Annotated in this window: 27 protein-coding genes; 4 read left to right on the plus strand and 23 right to left on the minus strand. The window is 36.4% G+C overall.

Annotation, left to right across the window (positions count from 1 at the left end):
- Positions 1-73: 73 nt before the first annotated feature.
- The 5 genes from BTO11_RS13120 to BTO11_RS13140 form a co-directional block, all read right to left on the minus strand.
- Positions 74-985 (minus strand): dienelactone hydrolase family protein, encoded by a 912-nt coding sequence (locus BTO11_RS13120; protein ID WP_105053021.1) that lies wholly within the window; start codon positions 983-985, stop codon positions 74-76.
- A 369-nt stretch (positions 986-1354) separates the two neighbouring features.
- Complete coding sequence (locus BTO11_RS13125; RefSeq protein ID WP_105053022.1) at positions 1355-1897, minus strand: hypothetical protein; 543 nt, start codon at positions 1895-1897, stop codon at positions 1355-1357.
- Positions 1898-1908: 11 nt separating this feature from the next.
- Positions 1909-2586, minus strand: coding sequence for a hypothetical protein (locus tag BTO11_RS13130; protein ID WP_105053023.1), 678 nt, complete (start codon positions 2584-2586; stop codon positions 1909-1911).
- Positions 2587-2713: 127 nt separating this feature from the next.
- A complete protein-coding gene (locus BTO11_RS13135; protein WP_105053024.1) occupies positions 2714-3367 on the minus strand; it encodes a Qnr family pentapeptide repeat protein in 654 nt (217 codons plus the stop codon).
- A 467-nt stretch (positions 3368-3834) separates the two neighbouring features.
- A complete protein-coding gene (locus BTO11_RS13140; protein ID WP_105053025.1) occupies positions 3835-6360 on the minus strand; it encodes an RCC1 domain-containing protein in 2526 nt (841 codons plus the stop codon).
- Between the two features lie 280 nt (positions 6361-6640).
- Between BTO11_RS13140 and BTO11_RS13145 the strand changes: the two genes are divergently transcribed.
- Positions 6641-6889 carry an alternative ribosome-rescue factor A gene (locus tag BTO11_RS13145; protein WP_373295159.1) on the plus strand — a complete coding sequence of 83 codons (249 nt, stop codon included), beginning with the start codon at positions 6641-6643 and terminating at the stop codon, positions 6887-6889.
- A gap of 119 nt (positions 6890-7008) precedes the next feature.
- Here BTO11_RS13145 and BTO11_RS13150 read toward each other — a convergent pair whose 3' ends face one another.
- From BTO11_RS13150 to BTO11_RS13165, 4 genes are all read right to left on the minus strand, one after another.
- Positions 7009-7368 carry a hypothetical protein gene (locus BTO11_RS13150; protein ID WP_105053026.1) on the minus strand — a complete coding sequence of 120 codons (360 nt, stop codon included), beginning with the start codon at positions 7366-7368 and terminating at the stop codon, positions 7009-7011.
- Positions 7369-7683: 315 nt separating this feature from the next.
- Positions 7684-8379, minus strand: a complete 696-nt coding sequence (locus BTO11_RS13155) for a type II secretion system protein GspG (RefSeq protein ID WP_105053027.1) — start codon at positions 8377-8379, stop codon at positions 7684-7686.
- A 241-nt stretch (positions 8380-8620) separates the two neighbouring features.
- On the minus strand, positions 8621-9913 hold the full coding sequence (locus tag BTO11_RS13160) for an NRAMP family divalent metal transporter (protein WP_105053028.1): 1293 nt from the start codon (positions 9911-9913) through the stop codon (positions 8621-8623).
- 375 nt (positions 9914-10288) lie between these two features.
- Entirely contained in the window at positions 10289-10633 is a 345-nt protein-coding gene (locus BTO11_RS13165; protein ID WP_105053029.1) for a DUF3718 domain-containing protein, read from the minus strand.
- 472 nt (positions 10634-11105) lie between these two features.
- Here BTO11_RS13165 and BTO11_RS13170 point away from each other — a divergent pair, with 472 nt between their 5' ends.
- Entirely contained in the window at positions 11106-12785 is a 1680-nt protein-coding gene (locus BTO11_RS13170; RefSeq protein ID WP_105053030.1) for a SulP family inorganic anion transporter, read from the plus strand.
- A gap of 72 nt (positions 12786-12857) precedes the next feature.
- Here the strand turns inward: BTO11_RS13170 and BTO11_RS16505 are convergent, their stop codons facing one another.
- The 5 genes from BTO11_RS16505 to BTO11_RS13190 all read right to left on the minus strand — a co-directional run bounded on the left by BTO11_RS16505 (position 12858) and on the right by BTO11_RS13190 (position 16358).
- Positions 12858-13001, minus strand: coding sequence for a hypothetical protein (locus tag BTO11_RS16505; RefSeq protein WP_181135907.1), 144 nt, complete (start codon positions 12999-13001; stop codon positions 12858-12860).
- 234 nt (positions 13002-13235) lie between these two features.
- The gene (locus BTO11_RS13175) at positions 13236-13637 is read right to left on the minus strand and encodes a ribosomal maturation YjgA family protein (protein ID WP_105053031.1); all 402 of its coding nucleotides are present in this window, start codon (positions 13635-13637) and stop codon (positions 13236-13238) included.
- A gap of 13 nt (positions 13638-13650) precedes the next feature.
- Positions 13651-15285: a PrsW family intramembrane metalloprotease gene (locus BTO11_RS13180; protein ID WP_105053032.1), complete on the minus strand. Its 1635-nt coding sequence runs from the start codon at positions 15283-15285 to the stop codon at positions 13651-13653.
- Positions 15286-15346: 61 nt separating this feature from the next.
- On the minus strand, positions 15347-15769 hold the full coding sequence (locus BTO11_RS13185) for a DUF1493 family protein (protein ID WP_105053033.1): 423 nt from the start codon (positions 15767-15769) through the stop codon (positions 15347-15349).
- 199 nt (positions 15770-15968) lie between these two features.
- Complete coding sequence (locus BTO11_RS13190; protein WP_105053034.1) at positions 15969-16358, minus strand: hypothetical protein; 390 nt, start codon at positions 16356-16358, stop codon at positions 15969-15971.
- A gap of 315 nt (positions 16359-16673) precedes the next feature.
- Between BTO11_RS13190 and BTO11_RS13195 the strand changes: the two genes are divergently transcribed.
- Positions 16674-17285 (plus strand): hypothetical protein, encoded by a 612-nt coding sequence (locus BTO11_RS13195; RefSeq protein ID WP_105053035.1) that lies wholly within the window; start codon positions 16674-16676, stop codon positions 17283-17285.
- A gap of 166 nt (positions 17286-17451) precedes the next feature.
- On the opposite strand, the gene BTO11_RS13200 is transcribed toward BTO11_RS13195, so the two are convergent.
- From BTO11_RS13200 to BTO11_RS13225, 6 genes are all read right to left on the minus strand, one after another.
- Positions 17452-17784 carry a DUF6488 family protein gene (locus BTO11_RS13200; protein ID WP_105053036.1) on the minus strand — a complete coding sequence of 111 codons (333 nt, stop codon included), beginning with the start codon at positions 17782-17784 and terminating at the stop codon, positions 17452-17454.
- A 76-nt stretch (positions 17785-17860) separates the two neighbouring features.
- Positions 17861-18349: a hypothetical protein gene (locus BTO11_RS13205; protein WP_105053768.1), complete on the minus strand. Its 489-nt coding sequence runs from the start codon at positions 18347-18349 to the stop codon at positions 17861-17863.
- 141 nt (positions 18350-18490) lie between these two features.
- Complete coding sequence (locus BTO11_RS13210; protein WP_105053037.1) at positions 18491-19189, minus strand: HupE/UreJ family protein; 699 nt, start codon at positions 19187-19189, stop codon at positions 18491-18493.
- Between the two features lie 274 nt (positions 19190-19463).
- Positions 19464-19964 carry a rod shape-determining protein gene (locus BTO11_RS13215; protein WP_229793288.1) on the minus strand — a complete coding sequence of 167 codons (501 nt, stop codon included), beginning with the start codon at positions 19962-19964 and terminating at the stop codon, positions 19464-19466.
- Between the two features lie 328 nt (positions 19965-20292).
- Positions 20293-21207, minus strand: a complete 915-nt coding sequence (locus BTO11_RS13220) for a pyridoxamine 5'-phosphate oxidase family protein (RefSeq protein WP_181135908.1) — start codon at positions 21205-21207, stop codon at positions 20293-20295.
- A 25-nt stretch (positions 21208-21232) separates the two neighbouring features.
- Entirely contained in the window at positions 21233-21667 is a 435-nt protein-coding gene (locus BTO11_RS13225) for a VOC family protein (RefSeq protein ID WP_105053770.1), read from the minus strand.
- Between the two features lie 161 nt (positions 21668-21828).
- Between BTO11_RS13225 and BTO11_RS13230 the strand changes: the two genes are divergently transcribed.
- On the plus strand, positions 21829-22365 hold the full coding sequence (locus tag BTO11_RS13230; protein ID WP_105053039.1) for a TetR/AcrR family transcriptional regulator: 537 nt from the start codon (positions 21829-21831) through the stop codon (positions 22363-22365).
- A gap of 285 nt (positions 22366-22650) precedes the next feature.
- Here BTO11_RS13230 and BTO11_RS13235 read toward each other — a convergent pair whose 3' ends face one another.
- From BTO11_RS13235 to BTO11_RS13245, 3 genes are all read right to left on the minus strand, one after another.
- On the minus strand, positions 22651-23457 hold the full coding sequence (locus BTO11_RS13235; RefSeq protein ID WP_105053040.1) for a tetratricopeptide repeat protein: 807 nt from the start codon (positions 23455-23457) through the stop codon (positions 22651-22653).
- A gap of 75 nt (positions 23458-23532) precedes the next feature.
- A complete protein-coding gene (locus BTO11_RS13240) occupies positions 23533-24018 on the minus strand; it encodes a hypothetical protein (RefSeq protein ID WP_146105489.1) in 486 nt (161 codons plus the stop codon).
- 45 nt (positions 24019-24063) lie between these two features.
- Positions 24064-24723 (minus strand): hypothetical protein, encoded by a 660-nt coding sequence (locus BTO11_RS13245; protein ID WP_105053042.1) that lies wholly within the window; start codon positions 24721-24723, stop codon positions 24064-24066.
- Between the last annotated feature and the right edge of the window lie 37 nt (positions 24724-24760).

Here is a 24760-nt window from a genome sequence, read left to right on the forward strand (position 1 = left end):
CGTTATTATGCTTCGTTATTATGCTTCGTTATTAGTGCTTCGTAGTTAATAGCGCTTTTTATCCATGGCCAAATTAAGCTAATTTTGAGTTGAAAAAACCTATGGTTCTAGACCATGCTAAATCAGCATTTGCTTGGTCGTAACGGCCAGTTGAGTCATTATGGAAACCATGTTTTGCGTTTTCATACATGTGCATAACGTATTCAACGTTATTGGCTTTTAAGTCTTTTTCATACTCAGGCCAAGACGCATTAACACGTTCGTCTAATTCCCCTAGTTGGATCATTAACGGCGCTTTAATATTTTTGCGTAATTCTTTACTTGCAGGTGTGCCATAAAACGGCACGCCAGCATCAATTAATTTACTATCAACTGCCGCTAAGTAGTTCACCATGTAACCACCAAAGCAGAAACCAACCACACCTAACTTATCGTTTGATAATTCATGAGATTTTATAAAATTAGCCGCCGCAACAAAGTCCTGTTCAATCTTACTTCTCTCTAAAGAGCGCTGCATAGAACGGCCTTCATCGTCATTCCCTGGATAACCGCCTAATGGGAATAATGCATCGGGTGCAAAAGCAATAAAGCCCGCTTTAGCTAAACGACGAGCCACATCTTTCACATAAGGATTTAGGCCTCGATTTTCATGTACAACAAGCACCACCGGCGCTTTTTTAACTGGCGCATCACCTGTGTTTGTCGTTATTGATTTAGGAAGAACCAAATAACCTCTGCCCTCTCCATGACCTTGTGGTGATGGGAAGTTTAAATAAGTTGCCGTGATCTCAGCATCATTAAACGACACTTGCTCTGCTAAGGCGTAATTTGGAAATAACGCCCCCGTAAGCGTGGTCATTGAATATCCTAGCGCCACTAACCCTGTTAGTTTTTTCATAAAAGTACGACGGTCCATACCACCGTGAGCGTATGAGTCATACCAATCAAATGCTTCTTCGGGAATGTTTTTATTATTGTTATTCATGAGGTTCCTCTGAATTTATTTTGGACGCTGTCAGTTATAACAGAGCATTATCAACAGTGGATAAATATGCAGCAATTAAATAACCTTTTCAAAACTATTCTATAGACCACATAGAATATAAGTTGAATGGATAATCTGGGCCGGGCTAATTTAATCCAACATAAAATAAGCTACACAGAATCAATTCCAATTACAGTGTTTAAAAGCTTACAAGTCGTTGGGCTTAACTAATTTTGGCAAGAGACTAAAGATAGAGGGGGCAAAGGAATAAAATGGCCAAATAAAAATGCCAATCAATAATGATTGGCATTGTGTAAACTTGTATTACAGTAGTTTTGTCTTACTGCAGCTTAGTATCAAACGTTAGTATTACATCATCAACTTTTTAAATTCAGCATCTGAATACAGTTGACTTAATAACTGCTTAACCAATGTAGGGTAAGAGTTTTGAGCGTTTGGAATAGCGATGCTGCCAATAAAAGACGAATCCCACTCAATTTTAGCCGTTAATGTTTTGTTAAAAACAGTGTCTGTATTTTTAGATACAGTAAATTCAACCGTCATGATCCCATCGCCTACACTAAAACCAGACGCATCCAAATCATTCTCCGTAATTTTTGCAGTTAACAACAAAGGAGAAAGTGGATTAAACAAAGACGCTTTTTTGAATTCTAATTGAATAGCATCTTCAAGATAGTCTGCATAAGATGCATTTACTGGAGACTTTAATTTAGAACCACGAAGTGAGATAGAGTTTAGCTTTTTATTTGCTAAGACAAAATCCCCCGTATTTATCTCTTGTTTGTTTTGCTTTAACACATTTACATTGTCTACGTTAGCTGTGTATTTGGGAGCAACAATAGTACATCCGCCCAACCAAACTACTGCTAATAATATGCTTAATATTTTCATTCTAATTTTCCTTAATTAATGGCTAAATATGATAATTCAGTTTTGTTAAATAAGCCTTGGTCTTCCAACATTAGGCTGTATTGTAATTGTTTATTTTCAATCATTTCTTTAAGTGCATCTCTAACCATATTGCTGATGGTTTCGTCGAATGCTTTTTTCGGTGTGTTCCCCATAGCAGGAATAAACCAAATACCGATCATTGTCTTAATTGTATCGGTTGAACCATGAGAATATGATGCTGCTGGAGTAGCTGTGGTTAATAGTTCAGCTTTTAATGTATATTTGTCTGTAGCAAAGCTAGGTATTACTCCAAAAGTAAATCCAGTTATAAAGCCAGCAATTGCTGCTCCACCTTGATTTTCAACATGGTTATAAAAATGTAATTTAATAACATGTTCCGCATTGGCAGAATTAAATTCATCAATGGTATAAGAATTAAATAATTTAGCTGCATCAATTTCTCTTTTTACAATTTCTGTTAATGCAGGAACTGAACTTGTTAAATCGATGGCACTATCTGATTCAGGATTACCTCTAAAAAACTTAATATCAAAAGCAACGGTAGGTTTAGACTCATACTGTTGAACGTCTGGCAAATCAACCTGAGCTAGTTTCTTCCCCGGGAAAGATGCACAACCACCTAACATTAATGTTAAAAAAGTGATTAGTAATATAAGACTTCTGTTCATACTTCAATTTCCATATATTGTTTATAATTATAGTTAATTACTATTAACCAAATTATATTGCCTTATTTATTAGCAACTTAAAAGCATTAATTACAACAGTATATTTTATTACTTAGTTAATAAAATATCAGTTAGGCAGCACTATGACACCTAGTTGCTCAAATAATTGCTCTTGTTGCCAGTCACAAATCTTTACGCCGTTTAAGTTAACGCGGCGGACATCCAAGCCCGTTAATTCGCAATTGGTTAAGTCACAAAACTCCATATTAAATTGCAGCCAACTCTCAGGAGAAAATACACCTCGGCTTAAATCAGAGCCTTTAAAAGACGCATTTTGTAAATTAGCCCCAGTCCAGCGATTTTCAAATAAATCACACTTTTCAATACACTGTTTTTCAAAGTCGGTGTAAGCCAAATTACAGCCTGTAATGTACACAGAACAAAAGTAACTTTGCCTAGATATCTGATTCACAAAATTGGTTTTTACAAAGCTAGCACCTTGTAAGTCACATTCTCTAAACTCTGCACCAAAACCATTGGCACCCAAAAAGTTCGCCATACCTAATTTACACGAGTTAAAACTCGCATCACGTAAGTCGGTATATTTAAACTGACAACCAATACTGTCGCCACTTTCAATAAACTTACAGTTAATAAATTTAGCATCTGTTAAGTCAGCAAAACTAAAGTCACATTGATAAAAATTACAATTTTCAAATCGCTGCTCTTGTAAGTTTTGTTTGGAAAAGTCATGTTGATGAAAGGTTTGTTCGCTGGTCATTCTGTATCCTAAAAAATGCATTTCAATTAACTTTAATTGACTAAGGATCAACTTAAGCAGAAATATTTGACGCAAGACTAGCATTGCAAAACAGCAACAATCAAGCAGATAAAAACCGCTAAATTTGCATTTATAACTAGGTGTTAAATATCAATTTAAAGGCAGCTAAGAGTGGCGAGAACCGAGTTGCGAGGAAAAGCAGCCGTAAGCCGTAAGTCAATCGAAGAGCAGTTACGAGTGGCGAGAACCGAGTTGCGAGAAAAACAGCCGTAAGCTGTAAGTCAATCGAAGAGCAGCTAAGAGTTGCGAGGAACTTATCCCCTATTAGCTAACAACACTGCCAAGTTAATTAAATGCGATTAGATTGGCAATACCTTAGAAGGAAAATCAGTTAACTCTATATAAATAGAGTCAACGACTAAGACCGACCTTGTAAATAAATCTGTTACAGGGTCTAAATACCCTTTTTATTCTAAAACATAAGGATATACAAATTTAGTATTTAGAACACTGTCATTTTGGATTTCTCCCCAACAAGTCACGTCTGCATTGCTATAATGTGCACAACTTTGGTTCTGACCAACACTAATTTCTATAATGTCCTTTAACCCTGCAATATTCACAGGAGTGTAGGCATCTGTTGTCGTACCATCACCTAGTTGCCCATTATCATTGTCGCCCCAACATTGTACTGTGCCATCACTTCTCATAGCACAACTATGATTAGTGCCTAAACTAACTTGAGTAGCATCGGTTAAGTTTATTACAGTAACAGGTACATTTGAGTTATCCGTTGTATTATTCCCCAGGTTTCCTGAAGTATTATCCCCCCAACAAGCAACTGAAGTGTCACCTTTTATCGCACAACTATGATTACTGACAACACTAATAGAAGTCACTCCAGTTAAAGAGTTAACATCAACAGGAACCGAAGAATCTGCATTTGTTCCATCACCAAGTTGTCCTCTGATGTTACTGCCCCAACACACAACAGACGAATCATTTTTTAAGGCACAACTATGAGAATTTCCCAATTCAATCGTACTTACATTAGTGAGGTTTAATACATCTACAGGAACAGAAGAGTTTCCCGTTGTCCCATCTCCAAGTTGTCCGCTAGCATTATTCCCCCAACAAGATACGGTACCATCGTTTTTAACAGCACAACTATGATAATCCCCCAAACTAATATCAACTACATCGATAAGGTTTAAAACATCAACAGCTATAGCCGAATCATCCGTTGCATTATTACCAAGTTGTCCTCGATTGTTATAACCCCAGCAAGATACGGTACCATTGTTTTTAACGGCACAGTTATGATTATAACCTACACTAACATCAGTAGAATCATCGGTATTATTAACCACGCTAGGAAGTGATCCCACAAACCCTATTTCACCATTACCTAATTGACCATAGTAATTACGCTCCCCCCAACAAGTAACAACTCCATCAACCGTCAATCCGCACTGATGGGTATTACCTATTCCTTGGTTTGAGATACCTGTTAATTCAGAAGTAGTGATAGGCGTTGTTGTATTTTTAACATCTTCATATCCGAGTTGACCATTCCCATTATACCCCCAGCAAGTAACTGAATTATTATTTTCCAATGCACAAATATGATCAGCACCAACACTGGCAGTTTTAAAATCATTTCCTTTGGTTATCAACGTTGCCGTTGAAATATTATCACTTATAGAAGCGCTAATTAGATTATCTTCATTATAACCCCAGCAGTAAGCATCACCGTCATTAGTAACTGCACAACTGACGTAGTTACCTAGATTAATAGATGCAACATCTGTAAGACCACCAACGGTCGTAGGAACTAAAGAATCATCAAACGTTCCGTTACCAAGCTGACCAGAATCATTAGATCCCCAACACGCCGCTGTACCATCAGTTTTTATAATACAACTGCTATCGCCACCTACACTAATAGCACTAACATTATTTACATTTGAAGTATTAACAAACGTTGAAGAATTATCGGTTGAACCATCTCCAAGTTGACCCGAGCTATTGTAGCCCCAGCAAACTACATCATTAACACCTTTAACTGCACAAGTATGGCCTCCCCCAGAACTAACTGCCGTTGCGCCAGTAAGACCCAACACATTAACAGGAACTAAACTATTTGTTGTTGTTCCATCTCCGAGTTGACCTGCAAAATTGTTTCCCCAGCAAGCAACTGTAGCGTCACTTTTTATCGCGCAATTAAATGCATAGCCGGATGTAATTGCAATGACATCCGTTAGCGTAGCAACCGTAACCGGAGTTAAACTATCAACAGTTGTTCCATCACCTAACTGTCCGCTATTATTTCTTCCCCAACAAGCAACTGTACCGTCGCTTTTTAAAGCACAACTATGACTGCTACCTGTACTTACATCGATAATATCGGTTAAATCAGGTACTGCAACTGGAGAGCTTGAGTGATCCGTTGTGCCATTTCCGAGTTGTCCTTCGTAATTTTCCCCCCAGCAAACAAGAGTTTGATCTTCTGTAATCGCACAATTATGGTTATCACCAGAATTTATTGAATTAACCAGTAGTTTACTGGCGTACTCTAAACTTTGAGTTTGAACTTGATTTGATTTTTGGTGTGAAAACTCCAAATCATAACTACCCGCAGGTAACAAAGGAGTTGTAAAATATAATTCGTGTGGACTTTGTGAAGTAATATCAAGAGGGATGTTATTTAACGAAACATTCATAGCACCGTCTAACTCACTACCTGAGACTTGCACTTGAGAGCCATCAAATAATACTTTTTGAATAATAGATGTAATAGAGAAAGGCTCAACATATTCATCAACTACTTCTTCAGCTTCTTCCTCAGTTGCTTCTTCAGTTTCGTCCTCGGCTTCTTCAGTTTCACCTACTACAACTTCTTCTATCTCATCAATAATTTGTTCAGAATCGTTAGACTTACTGCAGCCTGTAACAAACACACTTATAAATAATAAAGTTACTAAATACTTCATTAGTAGCACAACCCTTTTAATAAACTGACAAAATTGTCAACTTGATACTTTTGATGTCAAAATTTAACCTGGATCATACCAATCAGTAAAGCATTTGGGAATAGCTTATTTTATTATGGTTTGCTTATATTTCTTATACAAATAACGGCTTGATAAAATGTAATCGGTGAAATTTAACACTAGCCCAACAACACACTGCCAAGTTAATAAAATGCTGTTAGACTAACGTCTCTTCATAATGAAGATAAACCGCCCTTTACACTTCAAAGGAGAAGATAAGATGGCAAAACGTAAAATGAGTAACGGGAGCAAAGCCCAGCAGCTTTCAGTAGCAAAGCTTAAAACCGACACCACCTCAACGTCAAAAACAACTGACCTTGGCCGCGGCACAATAAACCACAGCGCACTTGGAGCATTGGTTACCAGTAAAGTGTTTAGAATGAGAGTAGAGAAAGCAAAAAAAGGAAAAGGCGCATTTAGCCGTAAAGCAAAACACTCAGGGAAAGAGTGTTATCAAATAGCCGCTTAGCTTTTATTTTAGCTTAGCGATTATTTGATAATACTTTTGGAGTTATACAGCTGCGAGTGGCGAGAACCGAGTTGCGAGGAAAGCGAAGAAAAGCGAAGAAAAGCCGCTAGATTCAATCCTCAATCAAGTTTAAACACACCATAAATCAAGTCATACTTTTCTGAGTAATCAGTAAAGTCTGCAATTTCTCTAGCGCCTTTATTTAAATCTACGGCAGCTTCATTTGAATACTCTTTAATCCACTTATCCGTAAGGCTTTTCTTCCAAGAGTCCGCCAAAATTAGGCCGTATGCACATTGAGGAAGCGGTTTATCTCTGTCATCAAAAACGGATTTGAACTGCTTTTTCAGAGCTTCACTGTTGAGCTTTTTGATATCACGGTCTATTGCGCCAAAGTTGTTTGTAATTGCAGAGTTTCTTTTAGCTTCTATACAAAGTAACCAATCATTTAAAAAAAGACTTCTAATAAATGTATACAATACTTTGTTCTCCAGACTAACAAACAAACAAACTATTAGCGTGAATTATTAATTAAAAAACACATTAATTATGCTAATAAACGCAATATTAATCGTAACTTAGCAATTGATTTCATCATAAACAATTTAATTTAATTCTGAGGCGCCGCCCCGCTTTATTACACCGTAAGGTGAAATACAGAGGTTCATAACTAAGAAAACTTATAATTAACACTCCAGGTTAAATATCAGCCAATAAAAAGCAAAAAAGAACACCAAAATGTTCTTTTTTTAACGTATCTCAAATCAATTAAACAACGAGATATTACCTTACTTTTATAAACCAGTTACCACTTGATAATCGGCAACTAAACCCACATTCTCTATTTGGGCAGGTAAGATATCGTCTGCTGTATTAATTATCCCATCTCTACCATAAGAGCGAATGTGATAACTGTTTTCATCAATAATCTCATAATAATAAAACCTTGCTTGATCCATATTGACTTGTGCAGCATCGTATAAAAAGACAAATGAATTTTCAGGAAGAGACTTTTGTAATACATCAAGTGATTCTGGGTATTTACCATTTTGAATTTTATAAAATTCTATTGATTGTACAGCTGACGTAAGTTGCGTTTTTGCCATTTTGGCTCTGAGTTCGTCATAAACGCCACCTTCTTGGACAAAACCAAAATAACCAAGAGAGCCGTATATAACTACCGTAAGGAGAATGCCTGCAACACCCACAATTATTAATTTAAGATTCTTGGCTGTAACCCCCCAAACAATGGCGATAATTCCAAATAAAACACCTATCAGTGGGATAAAAGACAACCCACACACGGCGAATCCTAGACACCCTATGGATTTTTCCGATTGTTTAAATTCTTGATTATTGTCTAACATCTGCTCCGTTATGAGCCTGTTCACTTCATTAAAACGATCTGGGTATGCTTCTTTATCGATAGTATTTCTAACGTCGATAAGTTCATCAAGAGTATACTTTGAGTAGTCAATATTGGAATCCATAGCGGAACATCTCCTTTGTGTTATACAGCCTTATTATTAGGCTAAAGATTAACTACGACAATAACGTAGAAACCCACTTTAATTAGTACAAACATTTAAGTCAACTTTTGTTCGGGAACCGTCATGTTCGCTCTACTTTTTCTCGTAACTCGAAACCCGCCCTCGTTGCTGAACTCGCTTTTTCTTACAACTTACAGCTTACAACTGCTTTTCCTCGTACCTCGAAGCCCGCTACTCGCAGCTACATTATCCACTTCCACCAAATAAACACAGCCAAAAACCCGAACAAATAAACAAGTCCCATCCAGCTTAAGACTTTCATTTTTGGTGTTAAGGCTAACTTGCCAGTTAACTTGGATTTAACAATTAAGCGATAGTTAAGTAATGCAAATATTGGGGTGGTGATAAATGCCAGTGCCATGGCAAAATTAAGCATGGTCATTAACTGTGCGGTAAAAAACAATAAAATCACCATAGCGACTGTGCTGACGCCTACCATCCAACCAATGTGGTTTTTAGGTTGGTCTAGTTCTTTGTTTTGCAGTAATAAGTTGGCTTCTGATAATGAACGGCAGTAACCGTCTATTACGGTAATCGTGCTGCCAAAAATACAGAAAAACGCAACAACGGCGATTAAATAACGCGACCACTCACCTATGGTGTGTGCATACATGCTTACCAATTGATGGGTGAATTTCGCACCTGAATTACTGAGTGTTTCACCATTGCCGTTTAACACTAAGGCACCTAAGGCTAAAAAGACGATGGCTAATAATGCGGTGCCAATATAGCCGACATTAAAGTCGAACAAGGCTTCTTTTATGGTGACGTCTTTTTCTTTTCTTTGGTTTTTTAACCACATTGAGGTTAAAGAAGACACTTCTATTGGTCCTGGCATCCAACCCATCATGATGACAATAAAGCCAATAGATGCCATATCCCAAACACTTGGTGGTTGATAATCTGCGGGTGCTACCGGGCCATTGGCAATCGCCATAGCTAAGGCACTTAATGTGGCTACCACTAGCGTTAACATGATCACTTTTGATAGTGTATCAAGTAGCTTATATTTCCCTGCGAACAAGATAGTTAAACAAACCAATAAGATGATAGCGGCGTTAGCTGTCATGGAAAGCTCAAAGGGGGAAAAGTAACTGAGTAAACTGGCACAAAACATTAACAATGCGGCGGTGCTTACAATAGACGCTATCACCATTAAAACAAAGAATGTCCATAAGTAACCACGGCCTAATTCGCTATAACCCTGGATAAGGCTTTTGCCTGTGCCCATAGTGTATTGCACTCCGGCACGGAAAAATGGGTATTTAAACAGGTTAACCAATAAAATAATGATGGCTAATTGCCAACCATAAATAGCCCCTGCTTTGGTTGATGCCACTAAATGCGAACCACCTACTGCGGCGGTTGCCATCATAACGCCGGGGCCAAAGCTGTTAATTATTTTTTTAAAACGGCCTGTGTTATTTATTTCTAAGCTTTTTATCTCAGGGCTGGGCGTCGCTGAATTTTCCATGCAATTGATCTTCTATTATTTTTATAAGTCTTAAAGCTTCCTTCTATCTCTGGGCTTTGTGACTGATTTTATTGTTATTGCGAGAACTATATTGTGAACTGTTTTTTAAAGCAACGAGTATTAACCCCCACAGATTCGCTCTGATGTGACTCGTAACTCGGTACTCGGTACTCGCAGCTGATCCCTAATAACATGGACACCCACCTTAAATTTCTAACAAACAACAAAACGCCATATTCACTCTGCCTTTCCATATCTTTGTAATATCATTTCGACTCAAAAGTCAGGCATAAAAAAAGGTAGCCTAGGCTACCTTTTCTTATTCCAGAAACATTTTTTACTTATAAGACTTATCTATTAGCCTTATCTATTCTGCTAATTTGCCGCTAAGTCAGTAATATTAACTTGCGTATTGAATCTGCCGTTGGTTAACGCATTGTTCATTTTTTCTGGTGAATCACCAAACTCTTGCACAAAAGCTAAAATATTTTGATTGTTACAAGTCACTTTTTCGGCAATGTATTTTTTGCTTAAACCCGACTCTTTAATTACTTTATGCAATTGAATTTTGCTTTTACCTGCAGCAGCAGAACAAATCTTTGATGTTACATAATCATCTGCGGCTACAACTTTACTGGCCGCGTTTGCCATACCGATAGTTGATAAAGTTAATACGATTATTGTAAGTGTTTTAGTCATTTTTTGTGTAAGTGTGTTCATAATAGTCATCCCTTAGTTAAGTTACTTGTTAGTTTGCAACCGAGATGCCATATTTTATTTACGCTACTTTTCAAAGACTTAACAAAACAAAAGCTATTTCACGCCTATTTTATATAATTACAAAAACCACAAAATGGTTATATTAACCACAATTTAGTATTGAATTATTGTATACCTTGGCTAAGATCCATGTTGTAAAAGATATCTACTAAATACTCGCTAAAAAATTAGATATTAAGACCTGCGTTATAAAAAGCTAGTTACCAAAAAAGCTCTCTGCAAACCTTGTATGAATTCTGCTGTCCGTTTATCAGAATTTTTAATGATCAATTTACGTTTAACAAACAAGCAAAGCACAAATCCTGTCCAACACCTCTTACCAATCAATAACTTATTTACTAAATAAAGATCTTCCATATACTCTCGTCTGTTAACAAACTTCATCTCCTCATTCTGATTTAGGGCTTTTATTATGTTTGGAAATCGTTTTGACAGTGTCGACCTAAAAGGTGATATTTTTGGTGGTGTCACCACTGCAATTATCTCTTTACCATTAGCGCTCGCTTTTGGTGTCGCCTCTGGTGCTGGCGCTGAAGCTGGGCTTTGGGGCGCTATTATGGTTGGCCTGTTTGCTGCACTTTTTGGTGGCTCTACCACGCTTATCTCAGAGCCCACAGGCCCCATGACCGTTATTATGACGGCAGTGTTAACCAGCATGATGGCAAAGTACCCTGAAACTGGGGCCGCAATGACTTTTACTGTGGTTATGATGGCCGGTGCTTTTCAAATTATACTTGGTACGCTTAAACTCGGAAAATATGTAACCTTAATGCCTTACAGCGTTATATCAGGCTTTATGTCTGGTATTGGTGTGATATTAATTATCTTGCAGCTTTCACCTCTGCTGGGTCACTCAGCGCCTTCTGGCGGTGTTATTGGCACGTTATCAGCCTTGCCTGCCACCTTGTTTAATCTAAAATTCAGTGAGCTATTTTTAGGTGCGCTTACCTTAGGTATATTATTTTATTTTCCGAAAAAATATAGAAAGTTAGTGCCAGCACAATTGGTGGCTTTAGTGGCTGTCACGCTTATATCTATAATATTATTTGATACCGACACCATCAGACGTATTGGTGAAATCCCAGCGGGTCTTCCATCAATCGTTATTCCTCATTTTAATGCTGACATGTTCACCATCATGGTTATTGATGCGTTGGTGTTAGGCACATTAGGCTGTATTGATACGTTATTAACTGCGGTTATTGGCGACTCGCTTACTCGTAAAGAACACGACTCAGATAAAGAACTCAGAGGACAAGGTTTAGCCAATATGATCTCTGGTTTATTTGGCGCACTTCCAGGAGCAGGTGCAACCATGGGCACAGTCACAAATATCCAGGTTGGCGCAAGATCGCCCCTATCCGGTATTGTCCGTGCGGGTGTGCTGGCGTTAGTGGTTCTTGTTGCTGGCGGCTTAACCGAACCCATTCCAATGTCGGTGTTAGCGGGTATCGCCGTTTATGTTGGCTTTAATATTTTGGATTGGAGTTTTATCCAACGTGCTCATAAAGTCAGTATTCATGGTATGGCGATTATGTACGGCGTTATGTTCCTTACCGTATTTGTCGACTTAATTGCGGCGGTTGGCCTTGGCGTGTTTATTTCAAATATTGTGATTATTGAAAAACTGAGCAAAGAGCAAGCCCGAAAAATTAAAGCGATTAGTGATGCGGATGAAAACGACGTGCCGTTAACCGATGATGAACGCCTGTTGTTAGATAAAGCCAATGGTAAAGTTCTATTCTTTTACTTATCTGGCCCTATGATCTTTAGTGTCTCTAAAGCGATAACACGCCAACATAATCATATCTCTGACTACCAGGTGATGATTTTAGATTTAACCGACGTTCCTATGATAGATGTAACCGTTGGCTTAGCTCTGGAGAATGCGGTAAAAGATGCATTGGACGCAAACTGCGAAGTGATATTGCTGTGCGAACACACACAAACCCGTCAACGTTTAGAGAAATTGAATATATTGCAGTTAATTGCTTCAAACGGCAGTTTGGCTAAACATGAATTTAAAAGCAGAAGTGAAGCGTTGCAAGCGGCGCTTGAGCATGTAGAAAATAACAAAGCAGAAACTAATTAAAGAATGTTATTACTTCAACTATATACGCTAGGTTAATTACCTAGCGTATAAGATCAGTTTTAGTGTTAAGGATTATTCAACAAACTTATGTGCACGAGGCTTATCTTTCCCGCCACCTTTATGACCTCCTCCTTTATGTCCACCAGGAGCAAACCAAGGGCCTACGCAGCCGGATAAAAACATAACAATAACCACAGACACTATAATTTTTTTCATATTTACCTCTACATAATTAAATAAAACGCTTCACTTACCGCTGCTGAAAAATAAGGCAATCAATACTTACTTTAGTTCCACTAATAATGCAAAGCCTACTTCTTAACTTATACATACGGGCTCAAAACAATGAAAAACTTAGAACTAAAAATGCTTCAAACTCTTTAACAAGTCGTGAGGTATTAAATGGCTTATCTGCTAACGCCCATCAGCCCTATCATTGAGAGAACAGGGCTAACTGTGGGGGGCGGTGTTTTTCTTTTTAGCTAATGCAACTCGATAATATTCAATTAAAATTATAGAAAACCAGCCTATTGTGTATGCGAGTAGATCTAACCAATCAAATGTAGCTCCTATAATAATTCGGGCGGCCTTAATGTGCTCTAGGCCGAGAATAGTTACTAGATCAAAAAACTGTGCAACTTCAACAGAATACGAAAAAAACAAAACCGCATGAGCCAGTTTATAACTTTGCAGTTTGATAAATGATTTTAAAAATAAGTACATCCATCCAACCACCAATACATCCCCCAGAAAAGGCCGAATAAATTGGTCATTAACAAATAATGCGATGTACACCAGTACCAAAAACAAAGCACAACTGGCAAAGAAATACTTTCGATTAAATAGAACCATTTACTTGTTACCTTTACATGCGGCCGACTTTTTCATACGACTTAATCTTTAAAATACTCACCCAATATCCTTTGCTAACATTAAGCTCTCCAAGTACCTCAATAAGTATAAAAACCAAGAAAGCAGAATTCAGGATCATCATAAACAAATTAATATTGGCATTTTCAGCACCAAACTTGTAACCAATCGCCGCATATTGATACACAGCTATAATGCTTAATGACAAAGCTAAGAACTCCGAGCTTCTGATCAACTGGCCTTTTTTCGTATTAAACTCTGAATAATTAAGCGCATTAGTAATAGCTCGCCCGTAGCGCTGCACTGCTATATATAAGATACCTAAAGATAAAAACTGTAATTGCCCTATCCAGCCATCTGACAATAGCCAAAAATCATAAAACCCATGAATAAAACAAGCAACTATAAAAGCAAAAACAAAATAACCGGCACTATAATTTATATCGCCTTTATATTTTCCGTACATTAATCCGTAAGCGACAAATGACGTTAGCGCCATATGTAAGATAGTTGCAGAAGTAGACCTACTTAAAACGTCATCCAACCCAGCTTGATGGAAGTACATAAGATTTTCCATAAAAGCAAAACCCAGTGCGCATACAGAAGCGTAAACGATGTAATCCATAGACTCGTTAATAATATTAGTAAATCTGAGGATGATCAGAAAAGGCAGTATTTTTAAGGTTTCTTCAATAAGACCAATGGCAAAAATAGAATACAGTAAGTCATTTAAATAATTACCGTTTAACTGCCATCCTAAACTGACAAAATAAAAATCATATAGTGGAGTTGCCAACATAGAAAAACCACTACCTAAACATAAAGCAAACAGGATATGCTTTAATTTTTCAGTTTCGTAAACGTCTACCCAAAGGATAAATACAATCCAAAAGGCTAAGATCAATAACGCACCAACTAAGCCTGTTGTTGTCACGTTCCCTAACGAAAACGCATAAGCCGAATAGTCTTTTACATTGCCATTTTTAAGCAAATGATGGCGTATTACCCGCTCAGATATGTATTGTTTGGCTTCTGTATTTGACAACAGTTTTATTAATTTGTCTTCTTCTCCACTGGCTTCATACACTTTGGCTAAGTTAGAATATGCACCAGATAGATTCCCTTGAGCTTCAATTTCTTTTAAAAAATACGTTTCGGCGATAACATAATGCTTCTTAGTTAAATATATATAACCAATGGAGTTATTTAAGTAATGCAGCTTAGTGTTTTTAACTTTTAAATAACGAAGTAACGCATTGTCATCATTACCTTTTATGGCCTCCATATAGCCTATACCATAATAACCAATATCAGATAATTCAGCATGATTAGTGGATGCAAATGTTGCGTATTGAAGTGCTATTGTTTGGTCGTCTCGGTATGCACTTTTGCCAATTTTTTTAGGTCTGTTAAAGTGGCTGCGGATTTTACTTCTATGTAATTTTATATTAAACGGATCAGCGTTAATCAGCTCGTCGTACACGTTTTCAGTTTTAATATAATTACCAGCCAAAGCGGCATTGTCAGCTTCTTGTTGTAAAGTCAGATCCTCAGAGGAGAAGAAAACGTTAACGACTAAAATACCAATTAAAAAAGGGACAACGAATAAGAACAACCATATTCCTCTCATTTAATTTTTTCCATTCTTATGTTGTTGCTATAGCTAGTTATATTAACATTTTTCGAGTGTTCTAGCCCACTAAAAACACACCAACAGCCACGAGAGCAATAAGGAGCGCAATAAATAATAGCTTTGAAAGTAAAAGATCCCAACGCCTTTTGGGTATCTCATGAGCTGGATATTCTAACCCCCAACATTTTTGATTCGCATATTGCACTAGCATGTCTGGCGTTATTGGTATTCTGGCAACACGTTTATTGGGAGGGAGAAAGATAATTCCAAATAGACTTGAAGCTTCTTCAGGAGAATGAAAATACCAAAGAAAGTCATCAACCTTCACACTATAGTTTTCTGCAAACACCTCAACAAGCTCAAATAGATCGTCACCAAACACACCAAAATCCTCGAATAAATCTGAGTCTGGTTTTAATGCCTTAACGTCAATCCCTAGCTGTTGTTCTAGAAACAGATAAATATCTTTTAATACAATCATATTTTAGCGTTCGTTCGTTCTTTATTGTGTGAAATTGCTGTGTGAAATTACTGTGTGCAATTTGCGTGTAATTAGGCGCTGTTAATTAGCCTGCCTGTTCATTCGCATGGCCATTTTATACTTATGTTTTACACTGCCATCTGTTTTACATGGTTAAAACAAGCGGTTCAAATACTTGGCTCAGAAGCAAAGCTAAAGGTTATTGGTCCTGCTTTAATGACTTATTACGTGGCCCTCTGACATACTCAACCATAATAAAAGCACTAACTAAAAACAAACTGGTAGCAGAAATTAATAACTGCGGCACCTCATAAAAACCAATGTAAATGGCGATAATTAATGACACGCAACCTAAGCCGATTGTGTATACCGTGAACTCACTTATTTTAGGATAACGAACCACCGACACGATTGCGACCATTAACGAAAACAGACCAACCAAAGTAACCAGCGTAAGAAAAAATGATGGTAAATTTAGGAATGCCCCCTGAGCAAAGATATACAAACTAAAGATGCAAATTCCCGCCCAATGAATACTGGCCGGAATGACTAATGTGATGAGTGCAATTTTTTTTAATTTAATGCTCATACTTCCACTTTTAATTTTTTATTAAATGTAACTGGTCTAAAAATCATAAATTTAGGTTGCTGCCCTTGTTATTCGATTGCTATTCACTTGTTATTCTCTTGCTATAACAATCTTCAATAATCACAAAATGATAAGTCGCATAACGTAGGTTCACTGGCAAAGTACACAATGGGATAATGAGAGCAGATCTTAACTATCATAAAAATATTTATCCAGTTAGAATTTGATGATTAATTAGCTCAATGCTGTAAAGTATTGTATAACTTATAAAATATTAATTCTTAGTTATATAAGTCCACATAATATAGGTTGTTTATGATCGGTAAATTTTTCATTTCGTTTGTTCTTATTCTTGCATATCTGGTGTTGCCTGCTTTATTTCTTATTTCATTAGAGCCACTGCTCGGTACTTCTTTTGTTATTGGTAGCATTATCGCTATTGTTATTGGTTTTATACCATTCATGATTTTTGTTAGTAAAAAGGTGTTTGCTTTTAAAGCCGAAAATACGCCAGCGATATCAACGGATGAGATGAAAGATAAAATTCGTCATATCGAGATTGAAGGTAGTACTTTTGCCGTTGAGTTTAAAGACGACATTATGGTGCTTACACCACCCGTATTAGATGCTCGTTTCATTTCATTGTATTCTGCAGAACGTTATAAAATGACTTACTACATGAAATTATGGTTTAACGAAAAAACAAATACCGTCAGATTTAAAGACCATTTGGTCTCTTCTTCCTCGATATTGGGCATTAATAATTTTTCGTTTAACATCAGTGCCCAGTCAGGTTTTGTAACCGCTAGTGTGACATTGCTAGATAGTACAGGTGAACTAACTCAGTTTAGTAACAGCAAGCTGCATAAAGAATTAATTAAAGTAGTAACGCAAAACGGTTGGAATCTTAACTTAAAAATATTTTAATCCAGCGAACAGTGAGCAAACGTCAAAACACTAAAGAGCCATCCACTAATGCAAAGCAGTTAATCAATCCAATAACTGTTAAATTTAGGTGGTGTCTCTTTTATTGTTTGTCCCTTAAATCAAAGTGATCTAACCCCATTGATTTTCTGATTTTCAGCTGGATCATTTAAAATTTAGCTTCAGAATTAACCTTTAATACATCACCACTGACTGTCATTAAAAAGTAAATAGTTTTGTCTTTTGAACTATTCTTAGCACTTACAACATAATGGTTTTCTTCTTCAGAATGCAGTTTAAAATCTTCAGCAGTTAGGCTTTTCCAGCTGCCATCTAATTTTCCAACTTTAAAACCTAAGTCTTTAAAAGTAAGTTTTTGTGTTGCTTTAGCGGCTATTTCCAGTGCTTGTTCAGCACTTATTTCGCCATGATAACCATGGGCAAATACAGGGCTAGTGTTTAGCATTAACGCTATGAATAAGGCCGTTATTAAATTTTTCATTTTGTACTCCAATTGTTTAATCTACAGTTGTTTAAATCTACAGTTGTTTAAATTTACCGCTTTCTATTTCAGTAAGTTATTTAAGACCATGCTTTATATATTCGCCTTTAACGATAAGTTGAACTTTTACAGACACATCAGATGTATTTTTCCAATACCAACCATGAGAGCCTGCAAATGGTGCAGTAAAGCTACCTTTCATTTCATCTAATGTGGCAATTGCATAACTTTCAAAATACCCGGTTGTATCGCCTTCTGGCTCACCATGTAAGTCAAAATATAAGGCTGTGCTATCCGTCATCCATTCATACTCTAGCTTCTGGTACTGCGTCATAACAAATTTGTACTCAACACCACGGCCAGCCGGAACATTTACTTCTATTGTTTCAAACTCTTCTTTTGAATCCGCTGTGCTTCCTGAACTAGCTTGAGCGTTAACCTCTGCTTTCACATCATGAAACACAGTTAAGCCAAGACGATGACCGATACCTGTTGGGTCAATATTATATTCAGCAGGCAATATAATTGTAACTAAGGTAACTGCGGCAAATAATAAACTTAACATTGTATATTTAAGTAAAGCTGGCTTAGTTAATTTAATCGCTTGCTGTGGTGTTTCTTGTGTATTCTCTTGAGTTTGCTTTGGCATTGTTTTTCTCATAAACGTTATTTCTTAAATGTGTCAACTTAAGTCAGTAATTACAAATCAGCTGACAAAATATCCTGTAAGTTGGAAACCCATTAACATAAATCCTGCACTCATTAATAACCCGTTGGTTATTGTGGCAAAACGAATAAAGCTGTTGTGTGTACGCCAGTAATTGATAATTAATAGAATAAAGGCCAGCGCAGTAAATTGCCCTAATTCAACACCTACATTAAAGGCGATTAAATTGGTAATTAAACCATTATCCGGCAGTTGAAACTCTTGTAGCTTAGTTGCCAAACCAAAGCCATGGAAAAGACCAAAGATTAACACAGCTAATTTAGCATTGGGTGACTTACCAAAAAGCCGATTAAAGCCCCCTAAATTATCAAACCCTTTATACACGACGGAAAGGCCAATAATAGCATCAATTAAATAAGCGTTAACTTGGATGTCGCTAATGACACCAAATAGTAAGGTTATGCTATGCCCAAGTGTAAACATGCTGACATACAAGATCACGTCTCGGCTTTTATATAAGAAGAAAAGCACCCCCACTAAAAACAACAAATGGTCGTAGCCTGTCACCATGTGTTTAGCGCCAATATATAAAAATGGAATGATTTGTATGCCGGAGTTTTGTTGTAAAAATGCGCGTGTACTTTCATCAACGCCATGAGCAAATACGTCCATAGGTAGCCAAATAGCCACTAGCCCGATAAGGCAGAACAAGCCATATCGCAGGGAGTTATTAAACATTAACGATTTCCTTTGTTTCAATAGTTTTTTTATAAAAGCGTCTTTGTGATTATGTAAGATTAGGTATAAAAGGAAACACAAATACAGAGAGCAATGAGCAAATGCCAAAACACCAAGGCTGAGCAGTTAAGTAATTAACGGTTAAATTTAGGTGGTGTCTCTTTTATTTAACGTCAGCACAAGAACTAACAATTACCTATCTAAAACACTATCTAAAACAAATAGATAGCATATACAAATTACAACCTAAATCAAGATTAGGTCATTCTGCGGTTTACAGGTTATTAATAGTGGCTTTCCATCGTGCTTTTATTGCATTAATGCTATCAGTTTTTGCACTGAATTTTTCTCCAATATGGATCAACGTTTCTTTAGATCCTATTCCGTGACCTAACTCAGTTAAAATACGAGCCTCTATATTCGTTAAGCCACCTTCTGTTTTGTCTAACTGATGGATAAGAGCCCTTGGAGCTCTTTGAAATTTTGAACGACGAACGTTAAGCAACCCCTGTTGAAGTAGTTTTTCTGCTACGTAAAAGTCTCCGACAAATGAACGACTATGTTTAAACGGGTTAACAACAACGATATTGGCACCACTTTGTTGCTTTGCTTCACTGCCTATGGCTATTACCATGTTCTTTTTAGAGGTATCAATGGCAATATAAGGTTCAAACTCATAACGAATATCCGTTGAAAACACACTAATAGTGACTTTACTTTCGCTTAATTCAATAAGTAAATCGTCTGATAAAATATTCTTTAAAAATGAAAACAAGGACGAGACTCCAAATAATTGTGTAGTGGTTAATAATGTTGAGTTCTAATAGCCGTTAAATTTGGCTGAGGGGGATCTGCTATTTTGCTTCCAGATCTTTTGCTTTAGAAGTTTTTAATTTTGGAGCTCTTGATTTAGAAATCAAAAATCCAAATTCAACGCCGTCATATTACCAATAAAATTAACTAATTTATAATGCTTAATGTTTGAAGCTCCTTCATTTAACACTACAGGCGTAACCCAGCATAAAAACATTGCCACCCTCTCTAATTTCCCTTGGTATGGCATCATTTAAATATGGATGTCTCTTTTATTTTTCATGGAGGGATTAATCTTTTTGTAAATAAGCGAGTCCATTGTGCAGGATATCTACTTTCAGTGGCGTAAAACGAAGTGTGCGTTCTGCATTAGTTTTTTCATTGGAGTCTGTTTTTCCGTTGTCATCCCACAAGATTTCACTGGAAACGGTGAGCTGTAAAAGGTGTCCGTTTTGCCAATCAAAAAATAACAAGCTAGCGATTGGGTTATGCAGGAGATTTCCCATGGTATTAAAGAACCCATTTCCATAATAGTCTTCTACTAACAGTTGTCCTTTATCATTCATTTTAACAAAGCCAGCTTCGCCGCCTCGATGTGACATATCCACACCACGATTACGTAGCGCTTCACCATCATCAAAACTGCTGGCAATGAAAAAAGTATCGGCTTGAGTTATTAATTGTTTATCCGTCGCATCTAATACTGAACGTGTGGTCGTAGAAAAATCACCGTAAGCAACATTGGTTTTAAATGTTTTGTCTTGGATGTATTTAGGACAATTACCAAAGCTTTGTAATACGTTAATGGTGATATTTTTTTGGCTAATATCTGCAACCACCGCATTTAAACGATTACGTCGTTTAGTATCAAATTCAACGCCAACTAGACCAACTTTATCCCCTACTTCGAGTTCCTGATGAATAAAGTCTCCCATGGTATTTTGTGTGTTGATCACCAATGACGTGTCAGAAGGCGAATGGATAAAACCCAGTTCGCCAAATAAAACACTCGCACTAGGTTGTGAATGACGATCTGTATAGCCAATGAATATCATGAACAAGTTAGCAAAATAGTCTCGATGTTGTTCCGGCATAAAGTCGCGAATAAAACGAGGCCCAATATCTGCCATGCGTTTATCCGTACCAACACGTTTTTGCATGGTTAATTCGCCTTGATGCCAGGTCGGAGCCTGTTCATTACTCATCATTATCTCCTAGGAATTAATGATATTAAGCATTAATCAGTTCAAGTCTAATGCCACCTGGAATGTAACACATCATATGGTGGATCCCTGTATCGCCTAATGGCTCTGGTGCAAACTCAATCTGTACATCATCAAGTTTAAGGAATTTTGCATGCAAGGATTGTAGATCTTCTAGGTTGCTCACTCTCAGTGCAAAGTGATGTAACCCCACATTGTTTTGGCGATTAAAAGCAACCATGTTGTCAGCATCTTTAGCTTGCCATAGCGTTAACATAATAGAGCCATCAGAAACAAAAATAGCTGGATAATCTGGTTTTTCACCTACTTTTTCAAAGTTAAGTTGTTCAATAAAAAAATCAACGGCTTGTTGTAAATTAGGTACGGTTAAACCTAAGTGATGGATGCCTGCTGTGGTGATTGCTTGTTCGTTACTTTTGCTACTGGCTGTTGTGCTGCACATAATAATAAATCTCATTGAATAAAACGAATTGGGTGCACAAATCTGTACACCCCTATTTTTACTATAGGTGAACAGCTCTGTTTACGTCAAGTGTAATTTTGTTATAATCTAATTTTTATACAGATTGATTTCAGCATTAATCCAAATAAAGGCCGCTCAACATGCAACCAAGAAAGCAACATTTAATCGAAACCGCATTAACGTTATTTAATGAAAAAGGCTACCATGCCACGGGTATCGATTTGATTTTGGCTGAATCTAAAGTATCTAAGGCAACCTTATACAAGCACTTCCGCAGTAAAGATGAACTTATTTTAGCCGCGTTAGCATTACAGCATGAGCACGTGCTAGAGATGATTAAAAATAAAATAAGAAATACAAAGGAAGGAGATCCGTTACGTGTTTTAGCTATGTTTGATGGATTGCACGCATGGTTTAATAGCGAGAGTTTTTACGGCTGTAATTTTATTAATGCCAGTGCAGAATATGCCGACTCTAATGATCCTATCCATGCTTATGCAGCAGAGCACAAACAATCAATTGTTGACCTTGTACAAACTGAATTACAACCAGAAGATAAACATAAAGCAGAGCAAATTGATTTATTAGTAGGTGGAGCCATTGTGATGGCACATACACGCGGCATTAAAGATGCTGCTTTGATAGCAAAAGAAATGGCTCGAGCTCTTTTAAAATAAAAAGAGCCATAAAATGCCATAGAAACAAATGAGCCACTCAATCTAATTATTTAGATGGCCAATAGAGACGCCATGAAATACTTTGCTGAACTGTCGAATTAAAGTGGGTGTCTTTACAATAGCTGCGAGTCACGAGCATCTAGCTACGAGTAAAAAAGAACAAAAAAGGTGACCTAAGTCACTTTTTACATAATGAGTTGTATTCTTTTTATAAGAGTTTAGGTGGATGGCCTTTTATTTTTACTGTCAAATTAAGGTGGGTGGCCCTTTTATTCGCTATTAATATTAACGCTCTGACTCCATTGATTGCTTGTCCTTTTTCAACCTTTGGTAGTTAGTCCATAAAACTTTTGCTTTTTCAAAACCTTCAGAGGCCGAAAGCTCAAGGTACTTATCCCTTTTCTGATCATTCTCAATAAATTTAAATTCTGAATCATTATAGATGCTAGCTAATAGAAAATAAGCTTCACCTTTAAGCTTTTGAAATTGTGTACTTTCTAAAATATTAACCGCTTTTTTTACTTTTTCTAAATTTTTATCTATTTGAGCTTCAGAATATATTTCATTAGCGTATATTAATGAAGAGTTTTCCTCTCCTAGTGATGCAGCCTTAGCAATCCAATCAAATGCAGCTGCTTTATTTAAGTAAATACCTTTTTTATAAAGAACAAAAATATTATACATAGCTCTAAGATGCCCATTTTTAGAGGCAATTTCTAACAGTTCAATTCCAGAAGTTATATCCCTAGGCTCAAATGATATAAAAATAGAACCAAGCAAATAGCTAGCTTCTATATGATTCAGATCTACAGCTAAATTTAAATATTTAATAGCTTCTGATATATTTTTATTTTCAATTTTTCCATAAAAATACATTAACCCTCTTAAATAGTTAACATCTGCTGGATACTCCATTTCCAAATTAGATAGTGCTTTTAAAACATTATATTTTTTATCAATTTCATTGTTTAAAATAACTATTTCTAATTGTTCTATTGTCATCTCTGACTTTTTAACGATATCCATCGCATTAGAAAAAGCACTTACTATTACTAGAGTAATAAATAAAAGGGATTTAATAACTAGTTTCATATCAATTCCTCACAGGGCTTTTAGAGTTATTTAAAATCATAAATTCAAATCGATGTTTTTGTATTCTTTCTATTTTTATTTAGAAGATACTTGCTGCCCTGTTTGGCCTAAAACATCAAGAAACAACGATAATTCTTTCTTTTCTTTCATAGAGTTTTTTCGATTAGTTATATAGAACTCACCATAATTAAGTTTGCCCGCTTGTTCCATAAATTCATTGAACTCATTTAATCTCAAAATCTGATCTTGAAAGTCTTCTGCTGCTAAATTCATATCAAACACAGCAGTAAAACTATTACCCATTGGGAACTTTTTACATTGATCTATTAAAACAATATAGAATTTACCTTCATTCATATCAGCATAAAAAAAATCGCCCCAACAAGTGCAACCAAGTAATATTACGTTATTCCCTATTAGCCAACTCCAACTAGACAAGAAAGAGTCATCATAATTGTAATCAAACACGGTAATAAGACCGTCATTATACAACCCCGCTTCCATTTCATTCCATGGTGCGGTCTTTGCAACGCTTCTAAATTTAGGTATGGATAACCCCATACCACTGAGTTCATACTTCTCAAAAAACATTTTTAATACCCTGTTTTATTTTTGATTTAACTCTGACCCATTTGATTCTATATCAATGTATTTACCTGTATTCCCAGCTTTTCCTGCAGGTGCTACCAACGGTCTATAACTCCAAAATTTATTCTTGGTATATTCAATTTTTATTTCCGTTTGATCAGAAAGTGTTAACAATGAATAAAAAAACTCAACATTGTTTGTATCAATTTTGAAGTTGCAGGTAAATATATCACTCAGACCATCATTTTCTTGCTCTTGGAGTGTACAGTTTGATTTTTTCAAATCATTGATATAAAAATCTACTTTATGTGGTTTGACAGCCGAGTGTTTATTTTTATCAAGACTCCTAACCTTATACTCCATTGTCTCTTTGGAATTCTGGTAATCGGTATAAATTATTGGAACTAAAATAGGACCTATTGAAATATTATTTTGACTTATACGCATAGGGTAAAAAATATAGTTCGCACCATTAGAAACAATAGAATAAACAGGTGGGTTATATTCCCCCATGCATTGCGGACCAAAAATACCTAATGATAATTGATTCTCTTCACACCAATCATATACATAAGTTCTAGCAAAACTCTCATCTTTAACTAATTCATAATTGGTTGTACTACTTAGCGTTGAACACCCAGTGATTAAAATCAGTGATGCGAAAAGTAAAACTCTCATTTGGTTGCCTAAATACAAACTGATAGGCTATTGATAC

The sequence above is a fragment of the Psychrosphaera saromensis genome (assembly GCF_002954545.1).
Classification (GTDB): domain Bacteria; phylum Pseudomonadota; class Gammaproteobacteria; order Enterobacterales; family Alteromonadaceae; genus Psychrosphaera; species Psychrosphaera saromensis.

Bases quoted from the DNA above. Each gene is read 5' to 3' on its own strand.
- BTO11_RS13140 (WP_105053025.1), bottom strand. From the start codon at position 6,360: ATGAAGTATTTAGTAACTTTATTATTTATAAGTGTGTTTGTTACAGGC.
- BTO11_RS13245 (WP_105053042.1), bottom strand. From the start codon at position 24,723: ATGAGAGTTTTACTTTTCGCATCACTGATTTTAATCACTGGGTGTTCA.
- BTO11_RS13175 (WP_105053031.1), bottom strand. From the start codon at position 13,637: ATGGTTCTATTTAATCGAAAGTATTTCTTTGCCAGTTGTGCTTTGTTT.
- BTO11_RS13130 (WP_105053023.1), bottom strand. From the start codon at position 2,586: ATGAACAGAAGTCTTATATTACTAATCACTTTTTTAACATTAATGTTA.
- BTO11_RS13180 (WP_105053032.1), bottom strand. From the start codon at position 15,285: ATGAGAGGAATATGGTTGTTCTTATTCGTTGTCCCTTTTTTAATTGGT.
- BTO11_RS13160 (WP_105053028.1), bottom strand. From the start codon at position 9,913: ATGGAAAATTCAGCGACGCCCAGCCCTGAGATAAAAAGCTTAGAAATA.
- BTO11_RS13145 (WP_373295159.1), top strand. From the start codon at position 6,641: ATGGCAAAACGTAAAATGAGTAACGGGAGCAAAGCCCAGCAGCTTTCA.
- BTO11_RS13165 (WP_105053029.1), bottom strand. From the start codon at position 10,633: ATGAACACACTTACACAAAAAATGACTAAAACACTTACAATAATCGTA.
- BTO11_RS13190 (WP_105053034.1), bottom strand. From the start codon at position 16,358: ATGAGCATTAAATTAAAAAAAATTGCACTCATCACATTAGTCATTCCG.
- BTO11_RS16505 (WP_181135907.1), bottom strand. From the start codon at position 13,001: ATGAAAAAAATTATAGTGTCTGTGGTTATTGTTATGTTTTTATCCGGC.
- BTO11_RS13240 (WP_146105489.1), bottom strand. From the start codon at position 24,018: ATGGGGTTATCCATACCTAAATTTAGAAGCGTTGCAAAGACCGCACCA.
- BTO11_RS13230 (WP_105053039.1), top strand. From the start codon at position 21,829: ATGCAACCAAGAAAGCAACATTTAATCGAAACCGCATTAACGTTATTT.
- BTO11_RS13235 (WP_105053040.1), bottom strand. From the start codon at position 23,457: ATGAAACTAGTTATTAAATCCCTTTTATTTATTACTCTAGTAATAGTA.
- BTO11_RS13205 (WP_105053768.1), bottom strand. From the start codon at position 18,349: ATGTTAAGTTTATTATTTGCCGCAGTTACCTTAGTTACAATTATATTG.
- BTO11_RS13155 (WP_105053027.1), bottom strand. From the start codon at position 8,379: ATGGATTCCAATATTGACTACTCAAAGTATACTCTTGATGAACTTATC.
- BTO11_RS13170 (WP_105053030.1), top strand. From the start codon at position 11,106: ATGTTTGGAAATCGTTTTGACAGTGTCGACCTAAAAGGTGATATTTTT.
- BTO11_RS13220 (WP_181135908.1), bottom strand. From the start codon at position 21,207: ATGAGTAATGAACAGGCTCCGACCTGGCATCAAGGCGAATTAACCATG.
- BTO11_RS13135 (WP_105053024.1), bottom strand. From the start codon at position 3,367: ATGACCAGCGAACAAACCTTTCATCAACATGACTTTTCCAAACAAAAC.
- BTO11_RS13200 (WP_105053036.1), bottom strand. From the start codon at position 17,784: ATGAAAAATTTAATAACGGCCTTATTCATAGCGTTAATGCTAAACACT.
- BTO11_RS13185 (WP_105053033.1), bottom strand. From the start codon at position 15,769: ATGATTGTATTAAAAGATATTTATCTGTTTCTAGAACAACAGCTAGGG.
- BTO11_RS13125 (WP_105053022.1), bottom strand. From the start codon at position 1,897: ATGAAAATATTAAGCATATTATTAGCAGTAGTTTGGTTGGGCGGATGT.
- BTO11_RS13195 (WP_105053035.1), top strand. From the start codon at position 16,674: ATGATCGGTAAATTTTTCATTTCGTTTGTTCTTATTCTTGCATATCTG.
- BTO11_RS13210 (WP_105053037.1), bottom strand. From the start codon at position 19,189: ATGTTTAATAACTCCCTGCGATATGGCTTGTTCTGCCTTATCGGGCTA.
- BTO11_RS13225 (WP_105053770.1), bottom strand. From the start codon at position 21,667: ATGTGCAGCACAACAGCCAGTAGCAAAAGTAACGAACAAGCAATCACC.
- BTO11_RS13120 (WP_105053021.1), bottom strand. From the start codon at position 985: ATGAATAACAATAATAAAAACATTCCCGAAGAAGCATTTGATTGGTAT.